This is a genomic window from Streptomyces clavuligerus, from assembly GCF_005519465.1.
GTDB lineage: Bacteria > Actinomycetota > Actinomycetes > Streptomycetales > Streptomycetaceae > Streptomyces > Streptomyces clavuligerus.
On the sequence record NZ_CP027858.1, the window covers coordinates 5,577,580 to 5,603,827 of the forward strand.

The following is a 26,248-nucleotide window of genomic DNA, read 5'->3' on the forward strand; positions in this document are numbered from 1 at the left end:
GCCGGGTCAGATGGCCGATCCGCCGGCCCGGCGGCGGGCGGAGGCGAACATCCCGGCCGCGCCGAGCGCGAGCGCCGCCGCACCGCCGATGGCGATGTACATGCTGGTGCTGTCGCCGCCGGTCTCGGCCAGGGCCTGCTCGCTCGTGGCGGCCAGCTCGGTGGTGTGCGCGACCTGCGTCTGCGGGGCGTTGCCGCCACCGGTCCGCTGGGCGACGTGCTCGGCGTTCGCCTTCTTCTCGGCCGCGGTGTCACCGCCGTGGCCGCCGTGGTCGACGGAGGAGTTGCCCGCGCCCTGCTCGATGGCGTTCTCGCTGGGGGCCTGGGCCGCCGGGGCCCCGGCCGGGGCCTTGCCGCCGAAGACCACGTCGGAGCAGGTGTAGAACGCCTCGGGGGAGTCCGAGCGCTGGAGGATCGAGTAGATCAGATGACGGCCGGTCCGGTTCGGCACCTGGCCGTCGAAGACATAGGAGCCGTTCTCCAGCCGCGGGTCGGTGACCTTGGCGAAGGGCTGGGCCTCCAGGTCGGACCACTTCAGCGGCTTGGTCGGGTCGTACCCCTCGCGGGTGATGTACAGCTCCAGCGTGCCCCGGTGGGGGGCGGTGGCCCGCCAGCGGAAGGTCTTGCTGCCTGCGGCCATCGGGCTGGAGGGCCAGTCGGCGCGGGGCGCGTCGAGGCCCTTGTACTTGTCGCGGCCGACGCTGCACAGCTTGCCGTCGGGGATGATCTGGCGGTGGCGGCCCGCGGCGTCGCCGATGTTCACCTCGTTCCAGTCGTACAGCGGCTGGGTGCCCCCGGCCGCGACCATAGCCTTGCAGGCGGCGGAGTCCGGGCTCTCCGGGCCCTCGGCGAAACACGCGGACACCCGGCTGACCGGGTCGAGCATCGAGCCGTGGGCTGCGGCGGGCGTCACGGTCAGCGCGGTCAGGGCGAGCGGGACGACACCCAGGGCGGCGGCGACGGCCGCCGTGCGGCGAGTGGTCATGGGAACTCTCCTTGATGAGTGGGGGGTTCCGGGGCCGGTCCGACAGCTCGCGCCGGACGTACGGACTCGTCGGCACTTGTTCGAACCAGCCCCGGTGAGCAGCAAGTTAGCTGTTCGAAACCGGGGAGTCGCCAGGGAGAGGGACCGGGGCGCGGTCCTTATCCTTGCCTTAAGGAAGCGCTAAGCGGCGGCTGAGGAAACCGTGGTGAGGACCGGCCGAGCCGTGGCGGGGAGCCTGTGGGACGTTCGCGAAGGTAACCGAGCGCACCGCTGTGACCTGCGGACGAGGCCCAGGGGGCGGGCGTACCGCCGGGGTGGACGTGCAGTGGTCAACCATGTACGTGGAGCGCCCTCGCCCGTCCGGATGAACCGGTCGGGGCTGGTCTGTACCGGCTCGTCACCTTCCGGTGCGAGCGTGCGGAAAGCGTGCTTCCGGATCGACCCGCCGGGCCCGTGGACGGGAGGGTCCGGGCCGCCAGGAGGGGAGACCCGGACCGGTCCGGCGGGAGTACGCGGGCGGCTTCCGGGGCGGTGGGGCATGGGCCCCAGGGCCGTCGCGCCGGGTTCGGCCAGGAGCGGGGCCTGCGGTTCCCGATCGAACGGACGGGGCGTCCGGGGCCGGGGTGGTGAGGGGGAGCCGACCGCGCCCGCACGGTGTCCGCACGGGCGCCGGAGCCCGGTGCGCCACCCGGCTCGCGCGCGGGTGGGGCCTGCGCGCGACCACGTCCGCGCGCACGCATCACCGGGTGATGGCCGGGGGAGGAACCAGGGGAGGGACCAGGGGAGGAATACGGTCAACTCCCGGCCCGCGCACTGGCCGAGTCCGATTCGGGCCTCGCCCGGGACCTGTAGCTTTGCCTCGTCAGCGGGACGATTACCAGCCGACGATCACACCCGGCCCCGGACCGGCACGACCGGTGGACCGAGCGAAGGAGTCATCCGTGACCCTCACCCGTGAAGAGCGCCAGCAGTTCCTGGCGGAACCGCATATCGCGGCCCTGGCGGTGAACGCGGGAGACGACGGGCGGGCGCCGCTCACGGTACCGGTCTGGTACCACTACGCCCCTGGCCGCGATGTCTGGATCATGACCGGTCTCGGTTCCCGGAAGGAGCGGCTCATCGCCCGGGCGGGCCGCTTCTCGCTGCTGGTCGACCGGGAGCGGCCCACCGTGCGCTATGTCTCCGTCGAGGGACCCGTGGTCGGCACCTGTCCGGCCACCCGTCGGCATGTGGCGGAGATCAGCGCCCGCTATCTTCCCGCCCGCAAAGTCGCCTCCTATGTCGAGTTCGTGGAGAAGGAGCTGGGCGACCAGGTGATCATCCAGATGCGGCCCCAGCGCTGGAACAGCGCCGACCTGGGGCCGGTCTGACCGGACCGCCCGTGCGGTGCCGGTGCCGGACCCGCGCCGGGTGCGCCGTGCCCACCCGCGCCGCCGTGCCCACCCGCGCCGGGCGCATCGCGCCGCCGTGCCCACCCGCGTCCACGGCCCGCGCCCGCCGCCCGTTAGGATGATCGTCAAGGCGGGGTCGTAGCACAGAGGCAGTGCGCCTACACGACATGGAGGAGGACGCCGGTTCGAATCCGGCCGCCCCGCCCCTCTCTCCTTCCTGGACGGGCCCCGGCTGTCGTGGCCCCGGGCCACGACGCCCCGCTGAGCGGCGGGCCGCCGCTCAGCCCCCGCCCACCAGCCGGTACCGCCGCTCCGGGCGGCCCGTGCCGCCGTAGCGCAGGCTCACCTCGACCCGCCCGGTCTCCGCGAAGTACTCCAGGTACCGCCGCGCGCTCACCCGGGACAGCGACCCCGCCTCCGCGCACTCCGTCGCCGACAGATCCCCCCGGTGCTCCCGCAGAATCCGCTCCACCAGCTCGGCCGTGTGCGCCGCGAGCCCCTTGGGCAGCTCCCGCGAGCCCGGCGGCCGGGTGCCGAAGATCTGGTCCACGTCCTCCTGGCGGGCCTCGCCGAGGCGGTCGAACCGTGACCGCAGCGCCGCGACATGACGCAACTGCTCTTGGAGCGCCGACTGGTTGAACGGCTTGATCAGATAGTGCAGCGCCCCCGCCCGCAGCGCGGCCCGGACCAGCCCCGCGTCCCGGGCGGCCGTGATGAACAGGGCGTCCGCGCTCGGCCGCGCCGTGTCCAGCGCCTCGGCGGCCCGCAGCTCCCGTAGCACCATCAATCCATCCATATCGGGCAAATAGATATCGAGCAGCACCAGGTCGGGCCGCAGCCGCTCGGCCGCGCTCAGGGCCTCCGCACCGCTGTGCGCGACTCCGGCGACCCGGAACCCCGCCGTGGAGGCCACATAGCGGCTGTGCAGCTTGGCGACCATGAAGTCGTCGTCCACCACCAGCACGTTCATCACGGGCACACGCTAAGGCGCGACCACAATGACCACAACGTCCGTTGATTCCGGAAGAGAGACACTTTCTTAACGCGCAGGCAACATGTGGGCCACTTCACATCACTTCCACCGAAAGGCGGCTCACGTGCGATTGCGCACTCCCCTCGCCGTGCTCGGGGCGGCGTTGCTGGTGTTCGTGGGGCCGCCACTGCTGAGCGAAGGCGAAAGCTCCGACTCCGGTACCCGTATCCCCGGCCTGCGGATCATGGTCCCCAACACCCCCGGCGGCGGCTACGACATCACCGCCCGCACCGCGGCCAAGAACGCGGAGGACGCCGACCTCACCTCCGACATCGAGGTCTTCAACCTCCCCGGAGCCGGCGGCACCGTCGGCCTCGCCCAGCTCGTCAACGAGCGCGGCAACGGCAAGCTGGCGATGTCCATGGGCCTCGGCGTCGTCGGCGCCGTCCACACCAACAAGGCGCCCAAGACCCTCGCCGACACCACCCCGATCGCCCGGCTCACCGAGGAGCAGGACATCGTGGTCGTGTCCAAGGACTCCCCGTACAAGTCCATCCAGGACCTCGTCACCGCCTGGAAGAAGAACCCCGGCAAGCTGCCCGTCGGCGGCGGCTCCTCGCCCGGCGGCCCCGACCACCTCGCCCCCATGCTGATGGCGCAGGCGGCGGGCATCGCCCCCAAGACCGTCAACTACATCCCCTTCGACGGCGGCGGCGAACTCCTCGCCTCCATCCTCGGCAACAAGGTCGCCTTCGGCGTCTCCGGCGTCGGCGAGTACCTCGACCAGATCAAGGCGGGGGAGCTGCGGCTGCTCGCGGTCACCGGACCCGAGCGGGTCCCCGGCCTGGACGCCCCCACCCTGCGTGAGGCGGGCATCGACACCGAGTTCACCAACTGGCGCGGCATCGTGGCGCCCCCCGGGCTCACCGACGCCGAGCGGGACAAGCTCGTCACCCTCGTCGAGAAGCTGCACGCCTCCCCGCAGTGGAAGGAATCGCTGAAGAAGCACGGCTGGAACGACGCGTTCCTCACCGGCGAGAAATTCGGTGACTTCCTGGACGAGCAGGACAAGCGCGTGGACTCGGTGCTGAAGGAGCTGGGACTGTGAACTCACAGGAGACGCCCGCCACCCCGACGGAGCAGACCTCGACCGGCCCCGGTGCCGCCTCCCGCGGCTCCTGGCTGCGCGAACGCTCCGAACTCGGCGTCGGCGTACTGCTCTTCGCCATCGGTGTGCTCGTCCTCGGCGACGCCCTCACCATGGACGTCGACATCGCCCAGCGCGGCCCCGTCGGCCCCCGCACCGTCCCCATCGCGGTCGGCATCGGACTGCTGGTCATCGCCGTACTCCTCGCCGTCGACGTGCTGCGCGGCGGCCGCGGAGAGGCGGAGTCGGGCGAGGACATCGACCTGAGCGAGCCCAGCGACTGGCGCACCGTGCTGCTGCTCGCCGGAGTCTTCCTCGGCTTCGCGGTGCTGATCGGCCCGCTCGGCTTCCCCATCTCCGGAATGCTCCTCTTCTGGGGTGCCGCCTTCGCCCTCGGCAGCCGGAGCTTCGACCGCGATCCGCTGATCGCCGCCACGCTCTCCCTGGTCACGTACTACCTCTTCAACAATCTGCTCGGCGTTCCGCTCCCCGGTGGCCCGCTGATGGGGGTGCTCTAGCCGATGGACTCTCTCAACTCCCTGATCGACGGCTTCGGCACCGCGCTGACGCCGATCAACCTCCTCTGGGCGGTGATCGGTGTACTGCTCGGCACCGCGATCGGCGTCCTGCCCGGTATCGGTCCCGCGATGGCGGTGGCCCTGCTGCTGCCCGTGACCTACGGACTCGAACCGACCGGCGCGTTCATCATGTTCGCCGGTATCTACTACGGGGCCATGTTCGGCGGCTCCACCACCTCGATCCTGCTCAACACCCCCGGTGAGAGCGCGGCCGTCGTCGCCGCGATCGAGGGCAACCCCATGGCGAAGTCCGGACGGGGCTCCCAGGCGCTCGCCGCCGCGGCCATAGGCCACTTCACCGGCGGTCTGATCGGCACCCTGCTGCTGGTCGCGCTCGCCCCGACCGTCGCCGAACTCGCCGTCGACATCGGCGCCCCCGACTACTTCGCCATCATGGTGCTCGCCTTCATCGCGGTCACCTCCGTCCTCGGCTCCTCCCGGATTCGCGGACTGGCCTCCCTGCTGATCGGTCTGACCATCGGCCTCATCGGGCTCGACTCGATGACCGGACAGCAGCGGCTCACCTTCGGCAACCTCCACCTCGCCGACGGCGTGGACGTCGTCATCGTCGCCGTGGGCCTCTTCGCCATCGGCGAGGCGCTGTGGGTCGCCGCCCATCTGCGCCGGGGCGCCACCGCCCCCATCCCCGTCGGCCGCCCCTGGCTGGGCAAGGACGATGTCAAGCGCACCTGGAAGCCCTGGCTGCGCGGACCCTTCATCGGCTTCCCCTTCGGCGCCATCCCGGCGGGCGGCGCGGAGATCCCGACCTTCCTCTCCTATGTCACGGAGAAGCGGCTCTCGAAGAACAAGAAGGAGTTCGGCAAGGGCGCCATCGAGGGCGTGGCCGGACCCGAGTCGGCGGCCTCCGCCTCCGCTTCGGGCACCCTGGTCTCGATGCTCACCCTCGGCCTGCCCACCACCGCCGTCGCCGCGGTGATGCTCGCCGCCTTCCAGCAGTACGGCATCCAGCCCGGACCGCTGCTGTTCGAGCGCGAGCCCGACCTGGTCTGGGGTCTGATCGCCTCGCTCTTCGTCGGCCTGGTGCTGCTGCTGGCGCTCAACCTGCCGCTCGCCCCCGTCTGGGCGAAGCTGCTGCGGATTCCGCGTCCCTATCTCTACGCGGGCATCCTCTTCTTCGCCGGTGTCGGCGCCTACGCGGTCGGCGGCGAAGCCCTGGACCTGGTCATCCTGCTCATCATCGGTCTGCTGGGCTTCGGGATGCGGCGGTACGGACTGCCCGTGCTGCCCGCCGTCATCGGTGTCATCCTCGGCCCGTCCGCCGAGCAGCAGCTCCGCCGGGCGCTCCAGATCAGTGACGGCAGCGTCACCGGCCTGGTCAACACGCCCTTCTCGGTGACGGTCTACGTGATCATCGCCATCCTGCTCGCCTGGCCCCTGCTGAAGAAGCTGGTGGTCCGGCGCCGTAGCCACTCCTGATAACCCCCCACACACCCTCCCCGCGGCCGCACCCGGTCGCGGGGAGGGTGTTCTCCGTGCCGGACACCCGGCGTCAGCGGGCGCCGCCGGGCCGCTCCAGCAGCTCCCCGAGCCGTCCCGCCCGCACCAGGGCCTCCAGCTCGTCCAGCGCGGCCCGCGCCCGCCCGGCCGCCTCGGGGTCGCGCTCCGCGAGACCGCTCGCCGCGAACTCGTCCTCGTCCAGCCGCAGCACCGACGTGCCGTCGCCGGACACCCACAGATCCAGCTCCAGGTCCTCGGAGACCAGTTCCGCGCCGGTGAGCCGGGCGGGCAGGGCGATGTCGCAGTACCAGCCCTTCAGCGCCCCGTCCCCGGTGCGCACCTCCTTCACCGCGTACCAGCGGTCGCGCCAGAAGTGCTCGGTGAAGACGTCACCCGGCTCGAAGCGGACGAACCCGAGGTCGCGCACGGGGATCGTCCACGGGGCCCGTACCACGATGTGGGTGCCGTCGTCGGTCAGCAGGGCCGCCCGGTAGACGACCTTCTCCCGGCCCGCCTTGAGCAAGCGGACCGTCACCGTCGGCGGTGCTGTCATCGTGAACCTCCCGGCACATCGGGGAAACGGGGATCGAGGAAACGAAGAAACGAAGAAACGAAGGAACGGGGCAACGGGTGAACGCGCGGGCGGGGCCCGTGTCGCGCGGATCGCGGACCTTCCGCCGGACACCCGGCGGCTGGGGGAGAATCGGGGACGTGACCCTCAAGATCGTCATCGACGCCGCATCGGCCACCGCCCCCTTCGAACAGCTACGGACCCAGATCTCCGAACGGGCCCGCTCCGGAGCGCTGCCGGTGGGATACCGGCTGCCGACCGTGCGCGGCCTCGCGGAGGAACTGGGCCTCGCCGCGAACACCGTCGCCAAGGCATACCGCGCCCTGGAGGCCGACGGCGTCGTCGAGACCCGGGGCCGCAACGGTACCTTCGTCGCGGCGGCACAGGGCGCGGGCGCCCGCGAACTCGCCGCCGCCGCGAAGAGCTTCGCCGAGCGCGCCCGACGGCTCGGCGCGGACCGGGACACCGCCCACGCCGCCGCCCGGGACGCCATCCGCGCGGTCTACGGCGACGACTGAGGAGCGCCCCCTATTTTTTTGTGGCTCGGTTCGCCTCCGGGGTGCCAGAGCGTGCGCCGACGGACGCCCCCTTTTTTGTGGCTCGGTTCGCCTCCGGGGTGCTGAAGCGTGCGCCGACGGTCGACCGTGCTCGGTTCCTCGTTCCTCGGAACCTCCGCGCGCTCTCCACTTTCGGCACCCGCGGCACCCCTTCGGCTCACTCGCCGCAGGGCGAAGGCAGACGTCCAGCCCAGGAGGCGGGGGCGCGCTCTCCGCTTTCGGCGGCCACGCGCCCCCTCGGCTCACTCGCCCCGAAGCCAAGCCAATCACCCGGCCCAGAAGGCGGGGGCGCGCTCTCAGCTCCCGGCGGACACGCGCCCCATGGCCCACTCGCCCGCAGGGCCAAGGCAAACGCCCGGCCCAAGGGGCGGGCGCACGCTCTCCGCTTTCGGCAGCCACGCGTCCCCACGGCTCACTCCCCCCGGGGCGAGGCAAACGGTCGTCTCAGGGGTCTGCGCGCGCTCTTCGCTCTCGGCGTCTGCGGCACCCCTGCGGCCCACTCGCCGCAGGGCCGGGGCCAACGCCCGGGCAGGGACGGCGCAGGGCAGAGGGCGAGGGCTCACTCGGCCCCGGGGGAACCGTCCCGGGATGGGGGTCATCGCCCGGCCCAAGGGGCGGGTACGGGCTCGCTCGGCCCGGGGCGGAGGCAGTCGTCCACGTGTGGATCGGGGACGCAGGGGCTGGGGCACCCCCTTCGGCCCGGGAGGGGCCGGGCGATCGTCCACGCGGGGGCGGGGCGCGGGAGGCGTCGCTTCGGCTCGCATGCCCCGGGGCGGCGTCGGGTGCTCAGAGATACAGCCCGGCGTCCGCGCCGTCGTTCTGCCCGGGGACGGACGCGGGGCCGGTGCCCCGGCGCAGCGCGTACAGCTCCGCCAGGGTGGAGCCCTGTCGTCCCACCCCCTCCTCCCGGCCCAGCCAGCCCACCGACTCCGCGTGGGTCAACGGACCCACCTCGATCCGGGCCAGACAGCGCCCCGGCCGGACCACCGCCGGGTGCAGCCGCTCCAGATCCTCGTTGGTGGTCACGCCGACCAGGACATTGCGGCCCTGGCCGAGCAGCCCGTCGGTGAGGTTGAGCAGCCGGGACAGCGCCTGTCCCGCCATATGCCTGGCCTCGCCGCGGATCAGCTCGTCGCAGTCCTCCAGCAGCAGCAGGCGCCAACGCTCCTTGCCGGTGCTCTCGTCGTCCTCGCCGATCGCGATGTCCATGAGATAGCCGACGTCGCTGAAGAGTCGTTCCGGGTCGAGGACACAGTCCACCTGGCACCAGTCCTGCCAGGACCGGGCCAGCGTGCGCAGCGCGGAGGTCTTCCCGGTGCCCGGCGGGCCGTGCAGCAGGAGCAGCCGGCCCGCGATGTCGTCGGGGGTGACCTTCATCAGCCGGTCCATGGCCTCGGCCACCGGCGCGGTGTAGTTGCGCCGGATCTCCTCCCAGGGGCCCGCGCTGATCGGGCGGGTGGTGCGGTACGGGCCCCGGCGCGGGGAGACGTACCAGAAACCCATCGTCACATCGTCCGGCTCCGGCTCCGGCTCGTCCTCCGCGTCCGCGGTCGACTCCTTGACGATCCGCTCGGCGAGTTCGGCGCTGACCGCCGTGACCGTGACATCGGCCCCCCGGTTCCAGTGGGAGACCAGCACCGTGAAGCCCTCGCCCTCGGCGAGCACGGCGCGGCGGTCGTCGTCCCGCGCGGAGCGCAGCACCCTCGCCCCCGGCGGCAGCAGATCGGCGTCGCGCTTGACCCGTTCGACCTGGTGGCCATGGGCGTACGGCTGCTCGCCACTGGTGAATCGGCCGAGGAACAGCGCGTCGATGACATCCGTCGGTGAGTCGTTGTCGTCGAGGGTGATCCGGACCGGGACGGCGTGCTGCGGGGGTACGGGTGCGGTGGCCATGCGCTCCGACTGAGGCTCTGGGACAGACATGGCCCCATGATCCGGCACGGGGCGGCTCGGCGCACGGAGTTTTGCCCGGGACGCTCTGCCATTGATGATCTGTCTTCTATGCTCGCTCTGGGCCGCTTTGCCCGTTCACATGTGGAGAACTCCTGGCCGCGGCGGTGTGTGACAAGCCGTCAAAGTCATGGCGAATCCTTGGCATGGACACTTCCGGATGGCTGCATCTGGCTGGTAAAACGAGCGTGACGCAGCGATCCTGCTTACTGGAGAGGTCGGCATGAAACTGTCGCGCATCACGGCTTTCTCGTCCTCGCTCCTCCTAGGAGCCGCCCTCGCTCTCACCGGAGCCGCCCAGGCGCAGGCGGCCGAAAACGCCGCCCCCGTGGACTATGTGGCCCTCGGTGACTCCTACTCCTCTGGCCTCGGCGCCGGTGGCTACGACAGCGCCAGCGGTGACTGCAAGCGCAGCAACCGGGCCTTCCCGAAGCTCTGGGCAGCCGCGAACTCGCCCTCCTCCTTCGGCTTCACCGCCTGCGCCGGCGCCATCACCAGCGATGTCACCAGCAAACAGCTCGGGCCGGTGAACGCCTCGACCGACCTGGTCTCGATCTCCGTCGGCGGCAACGACGCGGGCTTCGCCGATGTGATGACGACCTGTGTCCTCCAGTCCGAGGCCAACTGCATCAACCGGGTCAACCAGGCGAGAGCGTTCGTGGACGCGACGCTCGCGGGGCGTCTCGACAGCGTCTACAACGCCATCTCCTCCCGCGCGCCCTCCGCCCGGGTCGTCGTGCTCGGCTACCCCCGCTTCTATCAGCTCAACGGAGGCTGCCTCGCCGGTCTGAGCGAGAACGAGCGCCGCGCGATCAACGGCGGGGCCGACCATCTGAACACCGCGCTGGCCAAGAGGGCCGCCAACCACGGCTTCGACTTCGCCGACGTCGTGCCGCACTTCACGGGCCATGAGATCTGCTCCGGCGACTCCTGGCTGCACAGTGTGAACTGGCTGAACATCGGCGAGTCGTACCACCCCACCGCGAGCGGGCAGTCCGGCGGCTATCTGCCCGCCTTCCGCTCACGCGCCTGACCGGTCCGGACCCCGGTCCCGCGCCCGGTCCCCGCAGCCGGGCCCCGGAACCCCGCCCCGCGCCCGGACCCCGTGTCCGGCGCGGGGCCTTCGTGTGCGGCGGGGCCTCCATGTCCGCGGTGTGAGCGTGATCACGCCGAATTCCCGGCCCGGCGCGTGCGCCCGGCCGACGCCGGGAAGAATCAGCGGGTGAAGCCCACCAACTGTCCAACTCGCCCCGGAATCAGCGGGATTCATCGCCCGAGGGTCAACTCGCCTGCGTCCGTGGTGAATCCCGTGGGCGGGATACACGGCTGCCCGGGCGGGACGATAGGGTTAGTCTGCCCGAGCCGGGTATGTGACACGGGTGGGGATCACGGCGGAGTCACAGTGGGACTGACGGTGGGATGGTCATGGAACGGATAACAGTGCGCAGCAGGCCGCGGGTGCCCGCGATCACCTGCGGCAGTCAGGCGACCAGCAGTCGCCTGGACCGGCATCTGTCGGTGCTCGGCGGACCGGCCGTGCCCCAGCGGGACGCCGTCGAGGCCACCTCGCTGATGCGCGAGCTGACCTCGCGCGACGTACGGCACGACCGCGACCGCGGCAAGGGCGGCGTCGCCCTCTTCGCGCCGCTGCGCCGACTGCGGCGCTCGCTCTTCGGCAGCCGCCGCTGACTCTCGTCCTCCGCCCGGTCGGCACGCCTCCCCCACACGCGTGCCTCCCGTCACGTGTCACCACCGGGGTCGCCCGCCGCTCAGGCGACCACACCGTCCCGGCGCAACGCGAGCGACTCCGCCTCCGTCACCCCCAGTGACCTCAGCACCGCCTCCGTGTGCTCACCCAGCGCCGGTACCGCGCCCATCCGCGGCTCCGGACCGCCCGGCAGCCCGATCGGCGGCAACAGGGCCCGCAGCGGCCCGGCCGGTGACGGGGTCTCCCGCCAGCGGTCCCGCGCCGCGAGCTGGGGGTGCGCCACCACATCCGCCACGGAGTTGAGCCGCGCGCACGCGATGCCCGCCGCGTCGAGACGTTCCACCGCCTCCGCGGCTGTCAGCCTCCCCAGCGCCCCGGCCACGGCCTCGTCCGTCCGCGCACGGTGCAGCGTACGGGCCCGATTGCTCGCGAAGCGGGGGTCGTCCGCCAGCTCCGGCCGTTCCAGCACCCGTTCGGCGAGCCGCCGCCACTCCCGGTCGTTCTGCACCGACAGCAGCACCTGGCCGCCGTCCGCCGTCGGATACGCGTCGTACGGGGCGATCACCGCATGGGCGACCCCGGTGCGTGCCGGGGGCTCGCCGCCGTGCATCCCGTGGTGCAGCGGATGGCCCATCCACTCGGCCAGCGCGTCCAGCATCGACACCTCCACCGGCCCGCCGCGCCCGCTGACGCCCCGGCGCAGCAGCGCCGCGAGCACCCCGGAGAAGGCGTACATCGCGGCGGCGATGTCGGCGGCCGGAATGCCCGCCTTCGCCGGGTGCTCCGCCGTCCCGGTGACCGAGACGAGGCCCGCCTCGCACTGCACCAGCATGTCGTAGGCCCGTCGGTGGGCGTACGGGCCCCCCGCCCCGTAGCCGGAGATGTCCACGGCGACCAGCCGGGGGTGCCCGGCGCAGAGTGTGGCCGCGTCCAGGCCGAGCCGGGCCGCCGCGCCCTGGGCGAGGTTCTGCACAAAGACGTCGGCGTCCGCGATCAGCCGCCGGACGAGGGCCAGTCCCCGGGGGTCCTTGAGATCGACGGCGACGGACTCCTTGCCCCGGTTGCACCAGACGAAGTGGGACGCGAGGCCGCGCGCGGCGGTGTCGTACCCCCGGGCGAAGTCCCCGCCGTCGGGGCGCTCCACCTTGATCACCCGCGCCCCCAGATCGCCGAGCTGACGGGTGGCGAAGGGGGCGGCGACGGCCTGTTCGACGGCGACGACGGTGATCCCCTCCAGCGGCAACGGCTGCGGCGGCCGGGGCGGCTGCGCGGGGCCCCCGCCGCGGGTGCCGTCCGCACGGCTCATTCGGCGGCCACCGTCACCGAGAAGGAGAACCGGTCCCCCCGGTAGTGGATCCGGGCCACGTCCACCACCCGGCCGTCCTCGTCGTACGTCACCCCCGTGTAGTGCAGGATCGGGCTGAGCAGCGGCACCTGGAGCAGGTGCGCGGTCACCGGGTCGGCGAGCCGTGCCTCCACCGTGTCCGTGATCCTGCTGATCCGCACCCCCACCGCGTCCCGCAGCACCTTCGTCATCGGCCAGCGCTCAAGGTCCGCCACGTCCAGCCGGGCCGCCACATCGGGGCGGACCGCGTTCTCCGCCCAGTTGGTCGGCTCGCCGCTCTCGCCGTCCGAACGCAGCCTGCGGTAGGTGACCACCTCGGTGAGGCCGGGGAAGTGCTCGGCGATCTCCCCGGGCACCGGGACCGGGCCATGGCCGAGGACCGCGGTCCGCTCGCCCGACTGCTGGGCGACGATCGCGTCGATCGAGCCCAGCAGCCTGCGGGGGGCGCACCGCCGGGCCCCCGGTTCGATGAAGGTGCCGCGCCGGCGGTGGCGGCTGATGAGCCCCTCCTCCTCCAGCTCCTTGAGGGCCTGGCGCATGGTCAGCACGCTCACCCCGTAGTGCGCGGCGAGCTGTTCCTCGGTGGGCAGCCGCAACGAGGCGTCGGGGCCGCGCCCGAGTATGGAGGCCCGCAGGGACTGCGAGACCTGGTACCACAACGGCAGCTTGCGGTTGAGAACCACCGAGTCGGGGGCGAAGGAGGAGGTCACGGCGGGCTCCGTCTCTCCGGGCGGGAGATCCGCTCCCGGCGGGGAGGGATCAGGACGGGAAGTGTCGCTCAAGACCCTGCCATACGCCGTCGTACCCCTTCTGGAGGTGGTCGGCGCCCGCGGCCCGCGCGGTGGCGGTCAGCGGCCAGCGGGTCTCGAACATGAAGGCCAGGCCGTCGTCGATCTTCTGCGGCCGGAGCGTGGCCGCGCTCGCCCGGTCGAAGGTCTCCCGGTCGGGGCCGTGCGCCGACATCATGTTGTGCAGGGAGCCGCCGCCCGGGACGAAGCCGCCCGCCCCCGCCGACTTGGCGTCGTACGCGCCCTCGATCAGGCCCATGTACTCGCTCATCACATTGCGGTGGAAGTAGGGCGGCCGGAAGGTGTCCTCCCCGACCAGCCAGCGCGGGACGAAGGCCACGAAGTCGACCCCGGCGAGCCCCGGGGTGTCGGACGGCGAGGTCAGCACCGTGAAGATCGAGGGGTCGGGGTGGTCGTAGGAGATCGAGCCGATCGCGTTGAAGCGGCGCAGGTCGTAGACGTAGGGGACATGGTTGCCGTGCCAGGCGACCACGTCGAGGGGGGAGTGGTCGTACTCCGCGGCCCACAGATTGCCGCAGAACTTGGTGACCACCTCCACCGGCTCCGTACGGTCCTCGTACGCGGCCACCGGTGCGCGGAAGTCCCGGGCGTTCGCCAGCCCGTTGGCGCCGATCGGACCGAGGTCGGGCAGGACGAAGGGGCGGCCGTGGTTCTCGCAGACATAGCCGCGGGCCCGCTCGTCCAGCAGCTCGACCCGGAAGCGGACCCCGCGGGGGATCAGCGCCACCTCGCCGGGGCGGGCGGCGAGGGCGCCGAGTTCGGTGACGAGCAGCAGCCCGCCCAGCTCGGGGACGATCAGCAGCTCGCCGTCGGCGTCACCGAAGACCCGTCCCGTCATCGGCGCGTTCGCGTGGTAGAGGTGCACGGCCATACCGGTGCGCCGGGCCGCGTCGCCGTTGCCGCCGAGGGTCCACAGACCGGCCAGCCAGTCGGTGCCCGGCGCGGGCTCCGGCAAGGGGTCCCAGCGCAGCCGGTTGGGGTCGGGGACGGTCTCGGTGAACGGCGCGCCGCGCAGCGCCCCGTTGTCGATCCGGTGCAACGGCGGGTGCGCGGCGGAGGGCCGGATGCGGTAGAGCCAGGTGCGGCGGTTGTGGGCGCGGGGCTCGGTGAAGGCGGAGCCGCTGAGCTGTTCCGCGTAGAGGCCGAGCGGGGCCCGCTGGGGGGAGTTCCGCCCCACCGGGAGCGCGCCGGGGGCCGCCTCCGAGCTGTGTTCGTTGCCGAAGCCGGGGGAGTACCCGAGCCCCTCGGCCGTCTTGCGTGCCCGCTCCATGGCCTCGGTGGTCTGCCTGGCCCGTTCGATGCCGCTCATCGCCGCTCCCGCTGGAAAGCCCAAAAGCCCAAAAGGAATCCTATGGGTCACCGTAGGATTGCGCGCCCGGTCCGTCAACGACCGGATCGGCGGGAAACCCCGCGCGGGCGGGGGCCGGGCCGGGGGAGGGGTCGGGGAGGGCTGTGCCCGGCCGGCGGCGGGGGCCGGGGCGGCCCCGGGTGGCACCCTCGGGGTCCGAGATTGGGCACTTAGTGGTTCACCTGGGGTTTTGCTCGTATTGCTCACGCGTCAACATCTTGTTAACAGCTTTTGACGCGACCTAACGTCATCCGGACCGCCGCTCCGGTGGGAGTTCAAGGATGAACGTTAGGTAGCCCATGCTGACAATCCTCGGCTTCGCGATGATCGCGACCTTCCTGGTCCTGATCATGATGAAGAAGATGTCGCCCATCGCGGCGCTGGTCCTCATCCCCGCGCTCTTCTGCGTGCTCGTCGGCAAGGGTGCCGAGCTGGGTGATTACGTCATCGAAGGCGTCGGCAACCTCGCTCCCACCGCCGCGATGCTGATGTTCGCGATCGTCTACTTCGGTGTGATGATCGACGTCGGCCTCTTCGACCCGATCGTCCGGGCCATCCTGCGCTTCTGCAAGGCCGACCCGATGCGGGTCGTGGTCGGTACGGCGCTGCTGGCCGCGATCGTCTCGCTGGACGGCGACGGCTCCACCACCTTCATGATCACCGTCTCGGCGATGTACCCGCTCTACAAGCGGCTCAAGATGAGCCTGGTCGTGATGACCGGTATCGCCGCCACCGCCAACGGTGTGATGAACACCCTCCCCTGGGGCGGTCCCACCGCCCGCGCGGCGACGGCGCTCAAGCTGGACGCCGCCGACATCTTCGTCCCGATGATCCCGGCGCTCGCCGTGGGACTGCTCTTCGTCTTCATCCTGGCGTACGTCCTCGGTCTGCGGGAGCGCAAGCGGCTGGGCTATCTCTCGCTGGACGAGGTGCTGTCGTCGGAGCAGGGTGACGCGCTGGTGAAGGTCGGCGGCGGCGCCAAGGCCGCGTCCGGCGCGGGCAAGGGTGCCAAGAACAAGGGCGCGAAGGGCAAGGGCAAGGGCGCGGGCGGCGCGAAGGGCGCGGGACAGGCCGCCGGCTCCGGCTCCTCCGGCACCGGCACCGGCTCCGATGAGGACGCCGTGGACGGGCCCGCCCAGGTGGAGGAGGGCTTCCAGGGTCTCGACCCCAACCGCCCCACCCTGCGCCCCAAGCTCTACTGGTTCAACGCCGGACTGACCATCGCCCTCCTCACCGCGATGATCATGGAGCTGCTGCCCATCCCGGTGCTGTTCCTGCTGGGCGCGGCCCTCGCCCTCACCGTGAACTACCCGAACATGGCCGAGCAGAAGGCCCGGATCGGCGCCCACGCGGAGAATGTCCTCAACGTCGCCGGCATGGTCTTCGCCGCCGCCGTCTTCACCGGGGTCCTCACCGGCACCGGCATGGTCAAGAGCATGGCCGACTGGCTGGTCGGGGCCGTTCCCGAGGGCATGGGCCCGCACATGGCCATCGTCACCGGTCTGCTGAGCCTGCCGCTCACCTACTTCATGTCGAACGACGGCTTCTACTTCGGTGTGCTGCCCGTCCTCGCCGAGGCGGGTGCCGCCCACGGGGTCTCCCCGCTGGAGATCGCCCGTGCCTCCCTCGTCGGTCAGGCGCTCCACATGTCCAGCCCGCTGGTGCCCGCCGTCTACGTCCTCGTCGGCATGGCGAAGGTCGAGTTCGGCGACCACACCCGGTTCACCGTGAAGTGGGCCGCCCTCACCTCCCTGGTGGTGCTGGCCGCCGGGGTCGCCTTCGGCATCATCTGACCCGCTCCGCGCCGGGCCCGGGGTGGTTCCCCGGGTCCGGCCCCGTACCGCCCCCGTACCGCACCGGCGCGGCACCGGTCCACCCCCGGTGTCAGCCCCTCCTTCCTGCCGGAGACCGGTCCCATCGGTCCCCCCAGGGGCAGGCGCCCGCGGTACGGGGGCGCTGTGCTCCGCACGCGCCCGGCACACCGGCCCCGGGGCGCTTCGGGCGAGCCCCCGGCGCGGGGTGGGACGCGGGCCACGCGCCGTGACCTAAGCGCTTGCTCACCTCCCGGGGTATGGTGTCCCCGGGAGCCGCACACGAGGAAGGGCGAGCCATGGGCACGGCCGACGACACGACCGGCGATGAGGTGCCGTGGGGTGAGGTCACCCCCGAAGCGGCGAGAAAGCTGCTGGTCGCCGCCGTGGAGGCATTCGCCGAGCGCGGATATCACGCGACCACCACCCGGGACATCGCCGGGCGCGCCGGGATGAGCCCCGCGGCGCTCTACATCCACTACCGGACCAAGGAAGAGCTGCTGCACCGCATCAGCCGCATCGGCCATGAACGGGCGCTGGAGGTCCTGGAGACCGCCGCCGCGCGCCCGGGCACCCCCGGTGAGCGGCTGGCGGACGCCGTCAGCTCCTTCGTCCGCTGGCACGCCTGGCGCCATGACACCGCCCGGGTGGTGCAGTACGAGCTGGACGCGCTCTCGCCGGAGCACCGCACCGAGATCGTGGAGCTGCGCCGCCGCAGCGGTGCCGTGCTGCGGGGCGTCCTGCGGGAGGGGGTGGAGTCGGGCGAGTTCGACGTCCCCGACCTGCCCGGCACCACGCTGGCCGTGCTCTCGCTCTGCATCGACGTGGCGCGCTGGTTCAACACCCGGGGGGCCCGCACCCCCGAGGAGGTCGGCGCGCTCTACGCCGACCTCGTCCTGCGCATGGTCGCCGCCCGGCCGGCGGTCTGAGCCGGGCGGCGGGGGCCGGACCCGCGGCCGGGCGCCGGGGCGGTGGCCCCGGCCCGGGGCGCGGCGGATAGCGCGGCGGCGGGGCTCAGAAGTAGTAGCGGGACACCGAATCGGCCACGCAGACGGGCTTCTCGCCGCCCTCGCGCTCCACCGTGACCGCCGTCGTCACCTGCACCCCGCCGCCCGCCTCCCTGACCTCCGTGAGCACGGCCGTCGCCCGCAGCCGCGAGCCCACCGGCACCGGGGCGGGGAAGCGCACCTTGTCGGTGCCGTAGTTGATCCCCATCGTGACGCCCTCGACCCGCATCACCTGGGGGACCAGCGCGGGCAGCAGCGAGAGGGTGAGATAGCCGTGGGCGATGGTCGTCCCGAACGGTCCCTCGGCCGCGCGCCCGGCGTCCACATGAATCCACTGGTGGTCGCCGGTCGCCTCGGCGAAGAGGTCGATCCGCCGCTGGTCGATCTCCAGCCAGTCGCTGTGTCCGAGCTGCTCGCCGACCGCCGCCCGCAGCTCGTCGGCGGAGGTGAAGATCCTCGGTCCGGCCATGTCGCTCATCCCTGCCTCCCGGTCCGGGGCGGGTGCCACCCCGGTCTCCGCCGATGTCTCCCGGGCCCGCGCCCCATAGAACCTAAGCGCTCGCTCAGCCCGCGTGGGCTCAGCATGGTCCGACGGCGGACGGCTGTCAACGAGGAGCCACTAGGGTTGACGGGGTGCCCGACTCCACCGATCAGATCAAGGAGCTGACTGTCGGTCAGCTCTCCGCCCGCAGCGGCGCCGCCGTGTCCGCGCTGCACTTCTACGAGGCCAAGGGGCTCATCAGCAGCCGCCGCACCTCGGGGAACCAGCGCCGCTACACCCGGGACACGCTGCGCCGGGTGGCCTTCGTCCGTGCCGCCCAGCGGGTGGGGATTCCGCTCGCCACCATCCGGGACGCGCTCGCGGAACTGCCGGACGAACGCACACCCGACCGGGAGGACTGGGCCCGGCTCTCCCGCACCTGGCGCCGTGAGCTGGAGGACCGGATCACCCAGTTGCACCGGCTGCGGGACCATCTCACCGAGTGCATCGGCTGCGGCTGTCTGTCGCTGGAGACCTGTGTGCTCTCCAACCCCGACGACACCTTCGGACGGAGCATGGCCGGATCTCGGCTGATGCCGGTCCGCTACCCGGAGCAGGGCCCGGAGCCGGGCCGGGGCCGGAGCGGCGGCTGAGGGCACGGCACACGGGTGGGCGGGTGCGTCCCGGGTCCGCTGCGACGCGTGGGCGTGCCGGGCGGGGTGTGGCCGGGCGGTCTCGTTCCCGTCGGATGCCGGACACCCGGCGCGGTCTCCCGTACGGGGGCATCTGCGTGCGCGTCGTCCTGCCCCTGGTTCCGGATCGGGGCGGCCCGCCCCCGTGTGCGCTCGGGCCACCGGTCCCCCGGGGCGTTCCCCCGTTGTGCCGCTCCGCCGTCCCGCCCGCGGTCTCAGGCGGCCGACACCAGCGCCTCGCGTGCCGCGCGCTTGGCCGCCGCGAGGGCCTCCGACGTCAGTGCCGGACGGGGCACCACTATGCCGCAGCCCGTGCACACCGGTCCGGTCCACGGCTCGTGCGCCAGGTCCTGGCGCCAGACGATGACCGTGGTCGTGCAGACGGGGCACGCCGTGCCGGGGCCCCGTTCCAGCGCCGTGATCAGTCGGCGCAGTACCTCGTCCAGCGGGGCCGAGGGGTGGGCGGCCGGGGTGTCGCACCGTGCCACCCCGTTGCCGCCCCGGGCGCGCCGGTGCCACTCGTCGTCGGCCGACGGGCGGCGCAGACCGTCGTACTTCTCCCGCCTGCGGCGGTCCGCGAAACTCTCCTCGTACGCGAGCCAGACGGCCCGCGCCCGCTCCAGCTCGTCGAGTGCGGCCACGAGCCGCACCGGGTCGGGTGACCTGTCCTCGGGGTGGATTCTGTGCCTGTGGCACAGATGGTCCCAGGTCGCCCGGTGCCCATAAGGGGCGAAACGCTCCAGACACTTGCGCAGCGAGTAGCGCCTGAGCGCCAGGTCGCTCCGCGTGTCGCGGACCTGTCTCGCGAGACTCCGAAAACCGGCCATCGCACTGCCACCTCCGTCGCTGGTACATCGGCGTTGCGGTTTGGACGTACAGGTGCCCGCTTCGGCTCCGTAGAAGTGTGGTGATTCGGAAAAGGTGGCGTGCAGGTGTCTTACCTCATGAACTTACCGTCGGTAACCTCCGCGGCGTCTGTCTCCCAGCCGAGGGGCGAGCCATGCGACGACGACGCACCGGACGCATCGGATGTACGCGACATGCCGGACTTGACGGGCGAGGGGGGCCGGACGGAACCACCGCACCGGCGGTGTCCGCCCCGCGGTCGGTGCCCGCCGTCCGCACCGGGCCCGCCGTCCGCACCGGGTGGCTCTCCGTCCGCACCCGGCGGGCCGCGCGGACCGGGGTCGCGGCGACCGCGGCCGTACTGGCGCTCGCCGCCGGGCTGCTCTCCGCCCCGGCGCGGGCCACCGCCGCCGCACCGGCCCCCGCTGCGGTCCCCGTCGACGGCGACCTCTGCGCCGGGCAGTGCGCCGACATCCTGCCGCCCGGTCAGAACGGCAACGCGACCCTGGCCGACATCCTCGCCCACCGCACCCTCGGTACCCGGCCCGCGCACAGCTCCGACCAGCTCGCCCGCTATACCTCCCTGGTCGGCGGAGCCGGCGGTCTCACCGATGAGACCCTCGGCGACTTCTTCAACGACGCCTCCTTCGGCGTCCCCCAGGACCAGATCGAGTCGGTGATCCGACCGCACCCCGAGGTCACCGTCACCCGGGACCGGAAGAGCGGCATCCCCCACATCAAGGGCACCACCCGCTATGGAACCGAGTTCGGCGCGGGGTACGCGGCCGGGCAGGACCGGCTGTGGATGATGGACCTCTTCCGGCACATCGGCAAGGGCGACCTCACCCCGTTCGCGGGCGGTGCCCTGGCCAATCAGGGCCTGGAACAGCAGTTCTGGTCCCAGGCCCCCTACACCGAGGCCGACTACCTGGCCCAGATCGAGTACATCCGCACCACCGGGGGCGAGCGCGGCCGACTGGCCATGGCGGACGCGCAGGCGTATCTCGACGGCATCAACGCCTACCGCGTCCAGTCCAAGAACGGGCGGTACTTCCCCGGCGAATACGTCCTCACCGGACACATCGACTCCGTGACCAACGCGGGTGAGATCAAACCCTTCACCCTCACCGATCTGATCGCCATCGCCTCCGTCGTCGGCGGGCAGTTCGGCGGCGGAGGCGGCGGCGAGGTCGAGTCCGCGCTCTCCCTGCTCGCCGCCCAGCGCCGCTACGGGGTGGCCGAGGGCACGGCCGTCTGGGAGTCCTTCCGCCAGCGCGAGGACCCCGAGGCCGTGCTCACCGTCCACGACGGCACCCGCTTCCCGTACGCGGGGAAGCCCGCGTCCCCGCGCGGCATCGCCCTGCCCGACCCCGGCTCCGTCGTCCGGGAGCAGCTCGTGCACGACCGCACGGGCTCCGCCGCCACCCCCGCCAGGACCCGGGTGGCGGCGCCGAAGCGGCTCGAACCCCTGCGGGGGACACACGACGACGGTGTGCTGCCCCCCGGTTCGCTCGCCCCCGGGCGGGGCATGTCCAACGCCCTGATGGTCTCCGGGGAACACACCGCGAGCGGCCGTCCCCTCGCCGTCTTCGGCCCGCAGACCGGCTACTTCGCGCCCCAGCTCCTGATGGTCCAGGAGCTCCAGGGCCCCGGGATCTCCGCCCGCGGCGTCTCCTTCGCCGGGGTCGGGATGTATGTCCAGATGGGGCGCGGCCGGGACTACGCCTGGTCCGCGACCTCCGCCGCCCAGGACCTGACCGACACCTACGCCGTGGAACTGTGCTCGCCCTCGGGCGGCACCCCGGCCCCGGACGCGTCGCACTACCTCCACCGCGGCCGGTGCGTCCCCATGGAGAAGCTGGAGCGCCGCAACGCCTGGCGGCCCTCCGTCGCCGACTCCACGGCCGTGGGCTCGTACCGGATGCAGGTCTGGCGCACCGCGTACGGCCTGGTCACCCATCGGGCCACGGTGAACGGGACCCCGGTCGCGTACACCGCCCTGCGCAGCACCTACCGGCACGAGGCCGACTCGATCATCGGATTCCAACTGCTCAACGACCCGGAGCAGATCACCGACGCGGCCTCCTTCCAACGGGCCGTCCACCGCGTGGGCTATGCCTTCAACTGGTTCTACGCCGACTCCCGCACCACCGCCTACTTCAACAGCGGGGACAACCCCGTACGCGCCGCGGACATCGACCCCGCGCTGCCCGTCACCGCCGTACCCGCCCATGAGTGGCGCGGCTACGACCCGGTCGCGGGCACCGCCGCGTACACCCCGTTCGAGGAGCACCCCCGCTCCATCGGGCAGGACTACTACATCTCCTGGAACAACCGGCAGGCCGAGGGGTACGCGACGGCCGTCCCCGGCTTCGGCTCCGTGCACCGGGGCGATCTGCTGGACCGCCGGGTGGCCCGGCTGGTCGCGGCCCGGGGGGTCACCAGGGCCTCGCTCACCCGGGCCATGGCCGAGGCGGCCGTCACCGACCTGCGCGGCGAGGAGATCCTGCCCGACCTGCTCGCCGTACTCCGCTCCCAGCCGGTCACCGACCCCCGGCTCGCCACCGCGATCCAGCGCCTCGACGCCTGGCGGGAGGCGGGCGCCCGGCGCAAGGAGACCGCCCCCGGCTCCCGCCGCTACGCGCACCCCGAGGCCATCCGGATCCTGGACGCCTGGTGGCCGCTGCTGGTGGCGGCCGAGTTCCGGCCCGGACTCGGCGAGGAGCTGTACGGGGCGCTCACCGCGCAGCTCCCCGTGGACGAGTCGCCGTCCGCCGCCCATGGGCCGACGGGGGCCCATGGCGGCTCCGCCTTCCAGTACGGCTGGTGGGGATTTGTCGACAAGGATCTGCGCCGGGTGCTCGGCCGCCCGGTCCAGGGACCGCTCGCCCGCCCCTACTGCGGCGGCGGTGTGCTCGCCGACTGCCGCCAGGCGCTCCTGACCACCCTGGAACAGGCGACGGTGCGCACGCCGGACCAGGTCTACCCGGGTGACGACCACTGCGCCGCCGGTGACCAGTGGTGCGCCGACGCCATCGCCCACCGGGCCCTGGGCGGCATCACCCACCCGGTGTCCCCCTGGCAGAACCGCCCGACGTACCAGCAGGTGATCGAGTTCCCCGCCCACCGCTGACACCGGCCGGTCCCGTGCCCGCGGGCGCGGCCGTCGCCCGGTATGGCGCCCGTGTCCAGCGGGGCCCGGCTGCCCCGTCCGGCCCCAGCGGCGGAGCGTTCCCGACGCCGCTCCGGCCCCGCCGCTCCGGCGCCCGATCCGCCCTCCGCCGCCCGGCCCGGCACCGCGCCGACCGCCCGGGTCCTGTGCCCGGCATCCGGTGCGCCTCGGGTCGCGTGCCCGGGTTCCCCGGCGCCGCTGCCGCGGACGGCGCCCGGGCAGTGCCTGATGCCGCATCCGGTCCTGGCGGTGGGTGCGGGGTCGCGCGCCCGTTCCTTCCCGTGCCCGGGTATCTGCCCGATAGCAGGAGTCGGGGTGGTGCCGCCGAGCCCGCGTCTGAGCCCTCCCCATCGGCGCCGGATGTCCGGGGTACGGGCTCCTTCGGGGCCGCCCCGCCCGGGTCCGGTGCCCGGCATCCGGTACGGCCCGGTGCCCGGCGGTCGGTGTGCGGGCCCGTGCCCGGCGGGCCCGGAGGTCCCGGGGCGGGCCCCGGCCCCGGGTCAGTGGCCGACGCGGCCCGCCGCGACCACCACGCGGGCCAGTTCGCGGTGGCAGATGTCGTCGTGGGCGCCGGACGGGGGCGCGCCGTGGCGGACCACGGCGGCGGTGTCGACGTTGACGTACCCGGAGCGGGGCATGCCCTGGCCCAGGGCCTCGGCCAGGGTCAGCCGGACCGAGGGCGAGGACACCGCGCGCAGCCCGTCATGGCCGACGGCCCACCAGCGGCGGTCCCGGCCGAAGCCGTTCCGTTCGTCCCGTGCGAGCCGGGAGGCCAGCGGATAGAGCACGCCGAGCGCGCTGTCGTACCGCGAGTAGCACGCCACCACCGGGCCGTCGACGCGGTACTCCATCGCCCGCAGCGCCCCCGACCACTGGGCGGCGTGCGGCAGGCTCGGCGCGAACGCGTAGTGCGAGAACGCCCCCTGGAGCAGGGTCACCGACTTCACGTTCCGTACCCCGTCGGGCAGCCCGCGCAGGGCGAAGGCCACCAGCCGGGCGCCCTGGCTGTGCCCCACCAGATGGACCCGCAACTCCGGGCGGCACCGCGCGAGCCGGCCCAGCAGCGGGCCGAGCCCCAGCTCGCCGACGGCCCCGGCGCGGCGCTTGAGCGCGTAGTACGTGGTCTGGCGGAGCAGTTCCCTGGCGCCGTGCCACAGCGGGTCGGTGCCGGACCGCGGCGCGCCGGTGCCCGGGCGCGGTCCGGCCGCCGCCCGGACGCCGTGCCCGGTCCGCAGGGCGGTGCCACCCGGGCGGGCCGCCCCCAGCGCCGCCGCGAACTCCCGGCACAGGGTCAGCGCGTCCTCGTACAGCAGCGCGGGCGGCCCCTGCTCGTCATGGGGGAGATCCTGGCCGAAACAGTTCCCCAGACCGCCCGGCGGGGCCTGGGCCAGCCGCCGGGTCAGCCGGCCGAACTCCAGGAACGCCTCCGCTTCGCCGGGCCGCGCCTCCAGCAGGGCGGCCAGCCGGGCCACCGTCTCCCCATGGCCTGGAAACAGCCCCTGGAGCGCCAGTCGGGTGGCCGAATCCAGCGCGGGATGCTCATCCCACCGCTGCCCGTGCCGAACGGTCCGTTTCTCCCACGGCAGCGCGGCCACCACCGGCGGCACGCCGTTCGCCACGGCGTCGACCTCGGGTATCGGCTCGTCCATGAAGCGCATCGAGGGCCAGACGATCCCCGCGTACGCCATGCGCACCCCCGGCTCCAGCAGCTCCGGGAAGGGGGCGAAGAAGGATGAGAACAGCCGGGTGGCCTCGCCGGAGGAGTTGTTCCGGCCATGCGCGAACATGACCAGATCCGTACAGTCGAGCGCCAGCAGCCGGGCCAGCTCCGCCCCGTCCGTATCGCCTTCCGGCCCGAAGCAGACCTCCTGATAAGGACCTACGCTCATTTCCGGCATGGCCGCTCCACCCCCGATACGTCCGTATCTGCCAGAAGCATCCCCCCTCAGGAGCGGAACGGCCATACCCGGGATGGCTTGTTGTCGACGGAGTCGCCCGTGCGCGGGTGCGGGCCCGGCTCAGTACCGCAGATGGCGCCGCCGCAGCCGCCGGAACGCGGCGAGGTCCGGCTGCCACGCCCCGACCACCTCATCCGTGTCCGCCCCCGCGTCGATCAGGGTCCGCACCCGCGTGGAGCCGGTGAGCCGGTCGATCCACTCGCCCTCCCGGACCCAGCCGAAGCGGTCCCACGACCGCCGGGCCGTCACCAGCAGTCCGATCCCGGTGCGCACGGGGTCGAAGACCTCCCGGTCGTGGACGTGCACCTGCACCCCGCCCACCGTCTCCCCGGAGTGCTTGGAGAACGTCGGAACGAAGTACGCCTCCCGGAACCGCACCCCCGGCAGCTCCAGCGCGTTCGCCGCCTCCGCCCAGCGGCGGTCGACCCCCGGCGCGCCCAGCAGTTCGAACGGCCGGGTCGTCCCCCGCCCCTCGGACAGGGTGGTCCCCTCGAACAGACAGGTGCCCCCGTACACCAGCGCCGTGTCGGGCGTGGGCATATTGGGGCTCGGCGGCACCCACGGCAGCCCCGTCGCGTCATGGAGGTCGGCGCGCCGCCAGCCCGACATCCACACCGTCTCCAGCTCCACCGGACGCTCCGCCAGGAACTCCGCGTTGAACAGCCGGGCCAGCTCGGCCACGGTCATCCCGTGGACCTGCGCGATGGGTTCGAGACCCACGAACGAGGCGAACGCCCGGTCGAGCACAGGACCCAGCGCGGCCCGCCCGCCCACCGGATTGGGACGGTCGAGGACGACGAATCGTTTCCTCGCGAGCGCCGCCGACCGCATGCAGTCGTACAGCGTCCAGATGTAGGTATAGAAGCGCGCGCCCACGTCCTGGATGTCGAAGACCAGGGTGTCCACGCCCGACGCGGTGAAGACGTCGGCGAGCCGCTGTCCGCTCAGCCGGTAGGTGTCGTAGACGGGCAGCCCGGTGGCGGGGTCGTCGTGGCGGCCCTCGGAGCCGCCCGCCTGCGCCGTCCCCCGGAAGCCGTGCTCGGGCCCGAAGACGGCGGTCAGCTCCACCCGTTCGTCGGCGTGCATCACATCCACGATGTGCCGCAGCCGGGCCGTGACCCCGGTCGGGTTGGTGATCACCCCCACCCGCTCCCCGGCCAGCAGGGCGTAGCCGGAAGCGGCCAGCCGGTCGAACCCGGTCCGCACCTGCCGGCGCCCCCGCGCCGCCGTGCCGGGCGCCGCCCCCGGCGGCTCCGTGGCGGCGGCCGGGCCGCCCGTCGCCACCGCACCCATCGCCCCCGTGGCGGCCAGCAGCCCCCGTCTGGACAGACTCATCGGACTGACCCCTTCCGGCCGGATGTCTCCCGGTGTCCCACCGGTGTCTCCCGTGGCTGCGCACGCTAGCGCGCCGTACGTCCGTACGGAACGATCCCGGCGGCGCGATTCCGCGCTGGCCCCTGTC

The 26,248-nt window shown here is 72.8% G+C and carries 22 protein-coding genes and 1 tRNA gene; 12 read left to right on the plus strand and 11 right to left on the minus strand.

The window, feature by feature from the left end; all coding sequences use genetic code 11:
• Positions 1-6: 6 nt before the first annotated feature.
• Positions 7-984 (minus strand): lytic polysaccharide monooxygenase auxiliary activity family 9 protein, encoded by a 978-nt coding sequence (locus CRV15_RS23520; protein ID WP_003959914.1) that lies wholly within the window; start codon positions 982-984, stop codon positions 7-9.
• A gap of 941 nt (positions 985-1,925) precedes the next feature.
• Between CRV15_RS23520 and CRV15_RS23525 the strand changes: the two genes are divergently transcribed.
• Positions 1,926-2,354, plus strand: coding sequence for a pyridoxamine 5'-phosphate oxidase family protein (locus tag CRV15_RS23525; protein WP_009995646.1), 429 nt, complete (start codon positions 1,926-1,928; stop codon positions 2,352-2,354).
• 151 nt (positions 2,355-2,505) lie between these two features.
• Positions 2,506-2,580, plus strand: a tRNA-Val gene (locus tag CRV15_RS23530).
• A gap of 75 nt (positions 2,581-2,655) precedes the next feature.
• Here CRV15_RS23530 and CRV15_RS23535 read toward each other — a convergent pair.
• The gene (locus CRV15_RS23535; RefSeq protein WP_003959911.1) at positions 2,656-3,345 is read right to left on the minus strand and encodes a response regulator; all 690 of its coding nucleotides are present in this window, start codon (positions 3,343-3,345) and stop codon (positions 2,656-2,658) included.
• Between the two features lie 127 nt (positions 3,346-3,472).
• Between CRV15_RS23535 and CRV15_RS23540 the strand changes: the two genes are divergently transcribed.
• The 3 genes from CRV15_RS23540 to CRV15_RS23550 are packed head-to-tail and all read left to right on the plus strand — an operon-like array spanning position 3,473 to position 6,510.
• Positions 3,473-4,456 carry a Bug family tripartite tricarboxylate transporter substrate binding protein gene (locus CRV15_RS23540; protein WP_003957500.1) on the plus strand — a complete coding sequence of 328 codons (984 nt, stop codon included), beginning with the start codon at positions 3,473-3,475 and terminating at the stop codon, positions 4,454-4,456.
• A complete protein-coding gene (locus CRV15_RS23545) occupies positions 4,453-5,013 on the plus strand; it encodes a tripartite tricarboxylate transporter TctB family protein (RefSeq protein WP_003957501.1) in 561 nt (186 codons plus the stop codon). The genes CRV15_RS23540 and CRV15_RS23545 overlap by 4 nt, the downstream gene beginning before the upstream one ends.
• Before the next feature lie 3 nt (positions 5,014-5,016).
• Positions 5,017-6,510 carry a tripartite tricarboxylate transporter permease gene (locus CRV15_RS23550; protein WP_003957503.1) on the plus strand — a complete coding sequence of 498 codons (1,494 nt, stop codon included), beginning with the start codon at positions 5,017-5,019 and terminating at the stop codon, positions 6,508-6,510.
• 73 nt (positions 6,511-6,583) lie between these two features.
• Here CRV15_RS23550 and CRV15_RS23555 read toward each other — a convergent pair whose 3' ends face one another.
• A complete protein-coding gene (locus CRV15_RS23555) occupies positions 6,584-7,084 on the minus strand; it encodes a ribonuclease FAU-1 family protein (RefSeq protein ID WP_003957504.1) in 501 nt (166 codons plus the stop codon).
• A 158-nt stretch (positions 7,085-7,242) separates the two neighbouring features.
• Between CRV15_RS23555 and CRV15_RS23560 the strand changes: the two genes are divergently transcribed.
• Entirely contained in the window at positions 7,243-7,620 is a 378-nt protein-coding gene (locus tag CRV15_RS23560) for a GntR family transcriptional regulator (RefSeq protein ID WP_003957505.1), read from the plus strand.
• Positions 7,621-8,445: 825 nt separating this feature from the next.
• On the opposite strand, the gene CRV15_RS23570 is transcribed toward CRV15_RS23560, so the two are convergent.
• Entirely contained in the window at positions 8,446-9,582 is a 1,137-nt protein-coding gene (locus tag CRV15_RS23570) for a DUF5925 domain-containing protein (protein WP_003959907.1), read from the minus strand.
• A 250-nt stretch (positions 9,583-9,832) separates the two neighbouring features.
• Here CRV15_RS23570 and CRV15_RS23575 point away from each other — a divergent pair, with 250 nt between their 5' ends.
• Both CRV15_RS23575 and CRV15_RS23580 read left to right on the plus strand, forming a co-directional pair.
• Positions 9,833-10,642: an SGNH/GDSL hydrolase family protein gene (locus tag CRV15_RS23575; RefSeq protein WP_003959906.1), complete on the plus strand. Its 810-nt coding sequence runs from the start codon at positions 9,833-9,835 to the stop codon at positions 10,640-10,642.
• 392 nt (positions 10,643-11,034) lie between these two features.
• On the plus strand, positions 11,035-11,298 hold the full coding sequence (locus CRV15_RS23580; protein ID WP_029182860.1) for a hypothetical protein: 264 nt from the start codon (positions 11,035-11,037) through the stop codon (positions 11,296-11,298).
• 80 nt (positions 11,299-11,378) lie between these two features.
• Here CRV15_RS23580 and CRV15_RS23585 read toward each other — a convergent pair whose 3' ends face one another.
• The 3 genes from CRV15_RS23585 to hmgA are packed head-to-tail and all read right to left on the minus strand — an operon-like array spanning position 11,379 to position 14,780.
• Positions 11,379-12,623, minus strand: coding sequence for a CaiB/BaiF CoA transferase family protein (locus tag CRV15_RS23585; RefSeq protein WP_003959903.1), 1,245 nt, complete (start codon positions 12,621-12,623; stop codon positions 11,379-11,381).
• Positions 12,620-13,372, minus strand: coding sequence for a GntR family transcriptional regulator (locus tag CRV15_RS23590; protein WP_003957510.1), 753 nt, complete (start codon positions 13,370-13,372; stop codon positions 12,620-12,622). Before CRV15_RS23590 ends, CRV15_RS23585 begins: the two co-directional genes overlap by 4 nt.
• 49 nt (positions 13,373-13,421) lie before the next feature.
• The gene (gene hmgA / locus CRV15_RS23595) at positions 13,422-14,780 is read right to left on the minus strand and encodes a homogentisate 1,2-dioxygenase (RefSeq protein WP_003959901.1); all 1,359 of its coding nucleotides are present in this window, start codon (positions 14,778-14,780) and stop codon (positions 13,422-13,424) included.
• 338 nt (positions 14,781-15,118) lie between these two features.
• On the opposite strand from hmgA, the gene CRV15_RS23600 reads away from it, so the two are divergent.
• Positions 15,119-16,612, plus strand: a complete 1,494-nt coding sequence (locus CRV15_RS23600) for a CitMHS family transporter (RefSeq protein WP_003957513.1) — start codon at positions 15,119-15,121, stop codon at positions 16,610-16,612.
• A 317-nt stretch (positions 16,613-16,929) separates the two neighbouring features.
• Entirely contained in the window at positions 16,930-17,559 is a 630-nt protein-coding gene (locus tag CRV15_RS23605; RefSeq protein WP_003957514.1) for a TetR/AcrR family transcriptional regulator, read from the plus strand.
• 85 nt (positions 17,560-17,644) lie between these two features.
• Here the strand turns inward: CRV15_RS23605 and CRV15_RS23610 are convergent, their stop codons facing one another.
• Positions 17,645-18,106 (minus strand): MaoC family dehydratase, encoded by a 462-nt coding sequence (locus CRV15_RS23610; protein WP_003957516.1) that lies wholly within the window; start codon positions 18,104-18,106, stop codon positions 17,645-17,647.
• A gap of 164 nt (positions 18,107-18,270) precedes the next feature.
• Here CRV15_RS23610 and soxR point away from each other — a divergent pair, with 164 nt between their 5' ends.
• Positions 18,271-18,771, plus strand: coding sequence for a redox-sensitive transcriptional activator SoxR (gene soxR / locus CRV15_RS23615; protein ID WP_003957517.1), 501 nt, complete (start codon positions 18,271-18,273; stop codon positions 18,769-18,771).
• A 254-nt stretch (positions 18,772-19,025) separates the two neighbouring features.
• Here soxR and CRV15_RS23620 read toward each other — a convergent pair whose 3' ends face one another.
• On the minus strand, positions 19,026-19,637 hold the full coding sequence (locus CRV15_RS23620; protein WP_003957518.1) for a hypothetical protein: 612 nt from the start codon (positions 19,635-19,637) through the stop codon (positions 19,026-19,028).
• A gap of 263 nt (positions 19,638-19,900) precedes the next feature.
• On the opposite strand from CRV15_RS23620, the gene CRV15_RS23625 reads away from it, so the two are divergent.
• Positions 19,901-22,789: a penicillin acylase family protein gene (locus CRV15_RS23625; RefSeq protein WP_009995634.1), complete on the plus strand. Its 2,889-nt coding sequence runs from the start codon at positions 19,901-19,903 to the stop codon at positions 22,787-22,789.
• Positions 22,790-23,328: 539 nt separating this feature from the next.
• On the opposite strand, the gene CRV15_RS23630 is transcribed toward CRV15_RS23625, so the two are convergent.
• Entirely contained in the window at positions 23,329-24,717 is a 1,389-nt protein-coding gene (locus tag CRV15_RS23630; protein WP_003959896.1) for a hypothetical protein, read from the minus strand.
• A 129-nt stretch (positions 24,718-24,846) separates the two neighbouring features.
• Positions 24,847-26,121 (minus strand): exo-beta-N-acetylmuramidase NamZ family protein, encoded by a 1,275-nt coding sequence (locus CRV15_RS23635; RefSeq protein ID WP_003957523.1) that lies wholly within the window; start codon positions 26,119-26,121, stop codon positions 24,847-24,849.
• Between the last annotated feature and the right edge of the window lie 127 nt (positions 26,122-26,248).

Coding starts and splice junctions, on each gene's coding strand:
- CRV15_RS23520 (WP_003959914.1), bottom strand. CDS start 984: ATGACCACTCGCCGCACGGCGGCCGTCGCCGCCGCCCTGGGTGTCGTC.
- CRV15_RS23535 (WP_003959911.1), bottom strand. CDS start 3,345: ATGAACGTGCTGGTGGTGGACGACGACTTCATGGTCGCCAAGCTGCAC.
- CRV15_RS23550 (WP_003957503.1), top strand. CDS start 5,017: ATGGACTCTCTCAACTCCCTGATCGACGGCTTCGGCACCGCGCTGACG.
- CRV15_RS23555 (WP_003957504.1), bottom strand. CDS start 7,084: ATGACAGCACCGCCGACGGTGACGGTCCGCTTGCTCAAGGCGGGCCGG.
- CRV15_RS23570 (WP_003959907.1), bottom strand. CDS start 9,582: ATGTCTGTCCCAGAGCCTCAGTCGGAGCGCATGGCCACCGCACCCGTA.
- CRV15_RS23575 (WP_003959906.1), top strand. CDS start 9,833: ATGAAACTGTCGCGCATCACGGCTTTCTCGTCCTCGCTCCTCCTAGGA.
- CRV15_RS23580 (WP_029182860.1), top strand. CDS start 11,035: ATGGAACGGATAACAGTGCGCAGCAGGCCGCGGGTGCCCGCGATCACC.
- CRV15_RS23585 (WP_003959903.1), bottom strand. CDS start 12,623: ATGAGCCGTGCGGACGGCACCCGCGGCGGGGGCCCCGCGCAGCCGCCC.
- hmgA (WP_003959901.1), bottom strand. CDS start 14,780: ATGAGCGGCATCGAACGGGCCAGGCAGACCACCGAGGCCATGGAGCGG.
- CRV15_RS23600 (WP_003957513.1), top strand. CDS start 15,119: ATGCTGACAATCCTCGGCTTCGCGATGATCGCGACCTTCCTGGTCCTG.
- CRV15_RS23605 (WP_003957514.1), top strand. CDS start 16,930: ATGGGCACGGCCGACGACACGACCGGCGATGAGGTGCCGTGGGGTGAG.
- CRV15_RS23610 (WP_003957516.1), bottom strand. CDS start 18,106: ATGGCCGGACCGAGGATCTTCACCTCCGCCGACGAGCTGCGGGCGGCG.
- CRV15_RS23620 (WP_003957518.1), bottom strand. CDS start 19,637: ATGGCCGGTTTTCGGAGTCTCGCGAGACAGGTCCGCGACACGCGGAGC.
- CRV15_RS23630 (WP_003959896.1), bottom strand. CDS start 24,717: ATGAGCGTAGGTCCTTATCAGGAGGTCTGCTTCGGGCCGGAAGGCGAT.
- CRV15_RS23635 (WP_003957523.1), bottom strand. CDS start 26,121: ATGAGTCTGTCCAGACGGGGGCTGCTGGCCGCCACGGGGGCGATGGGT.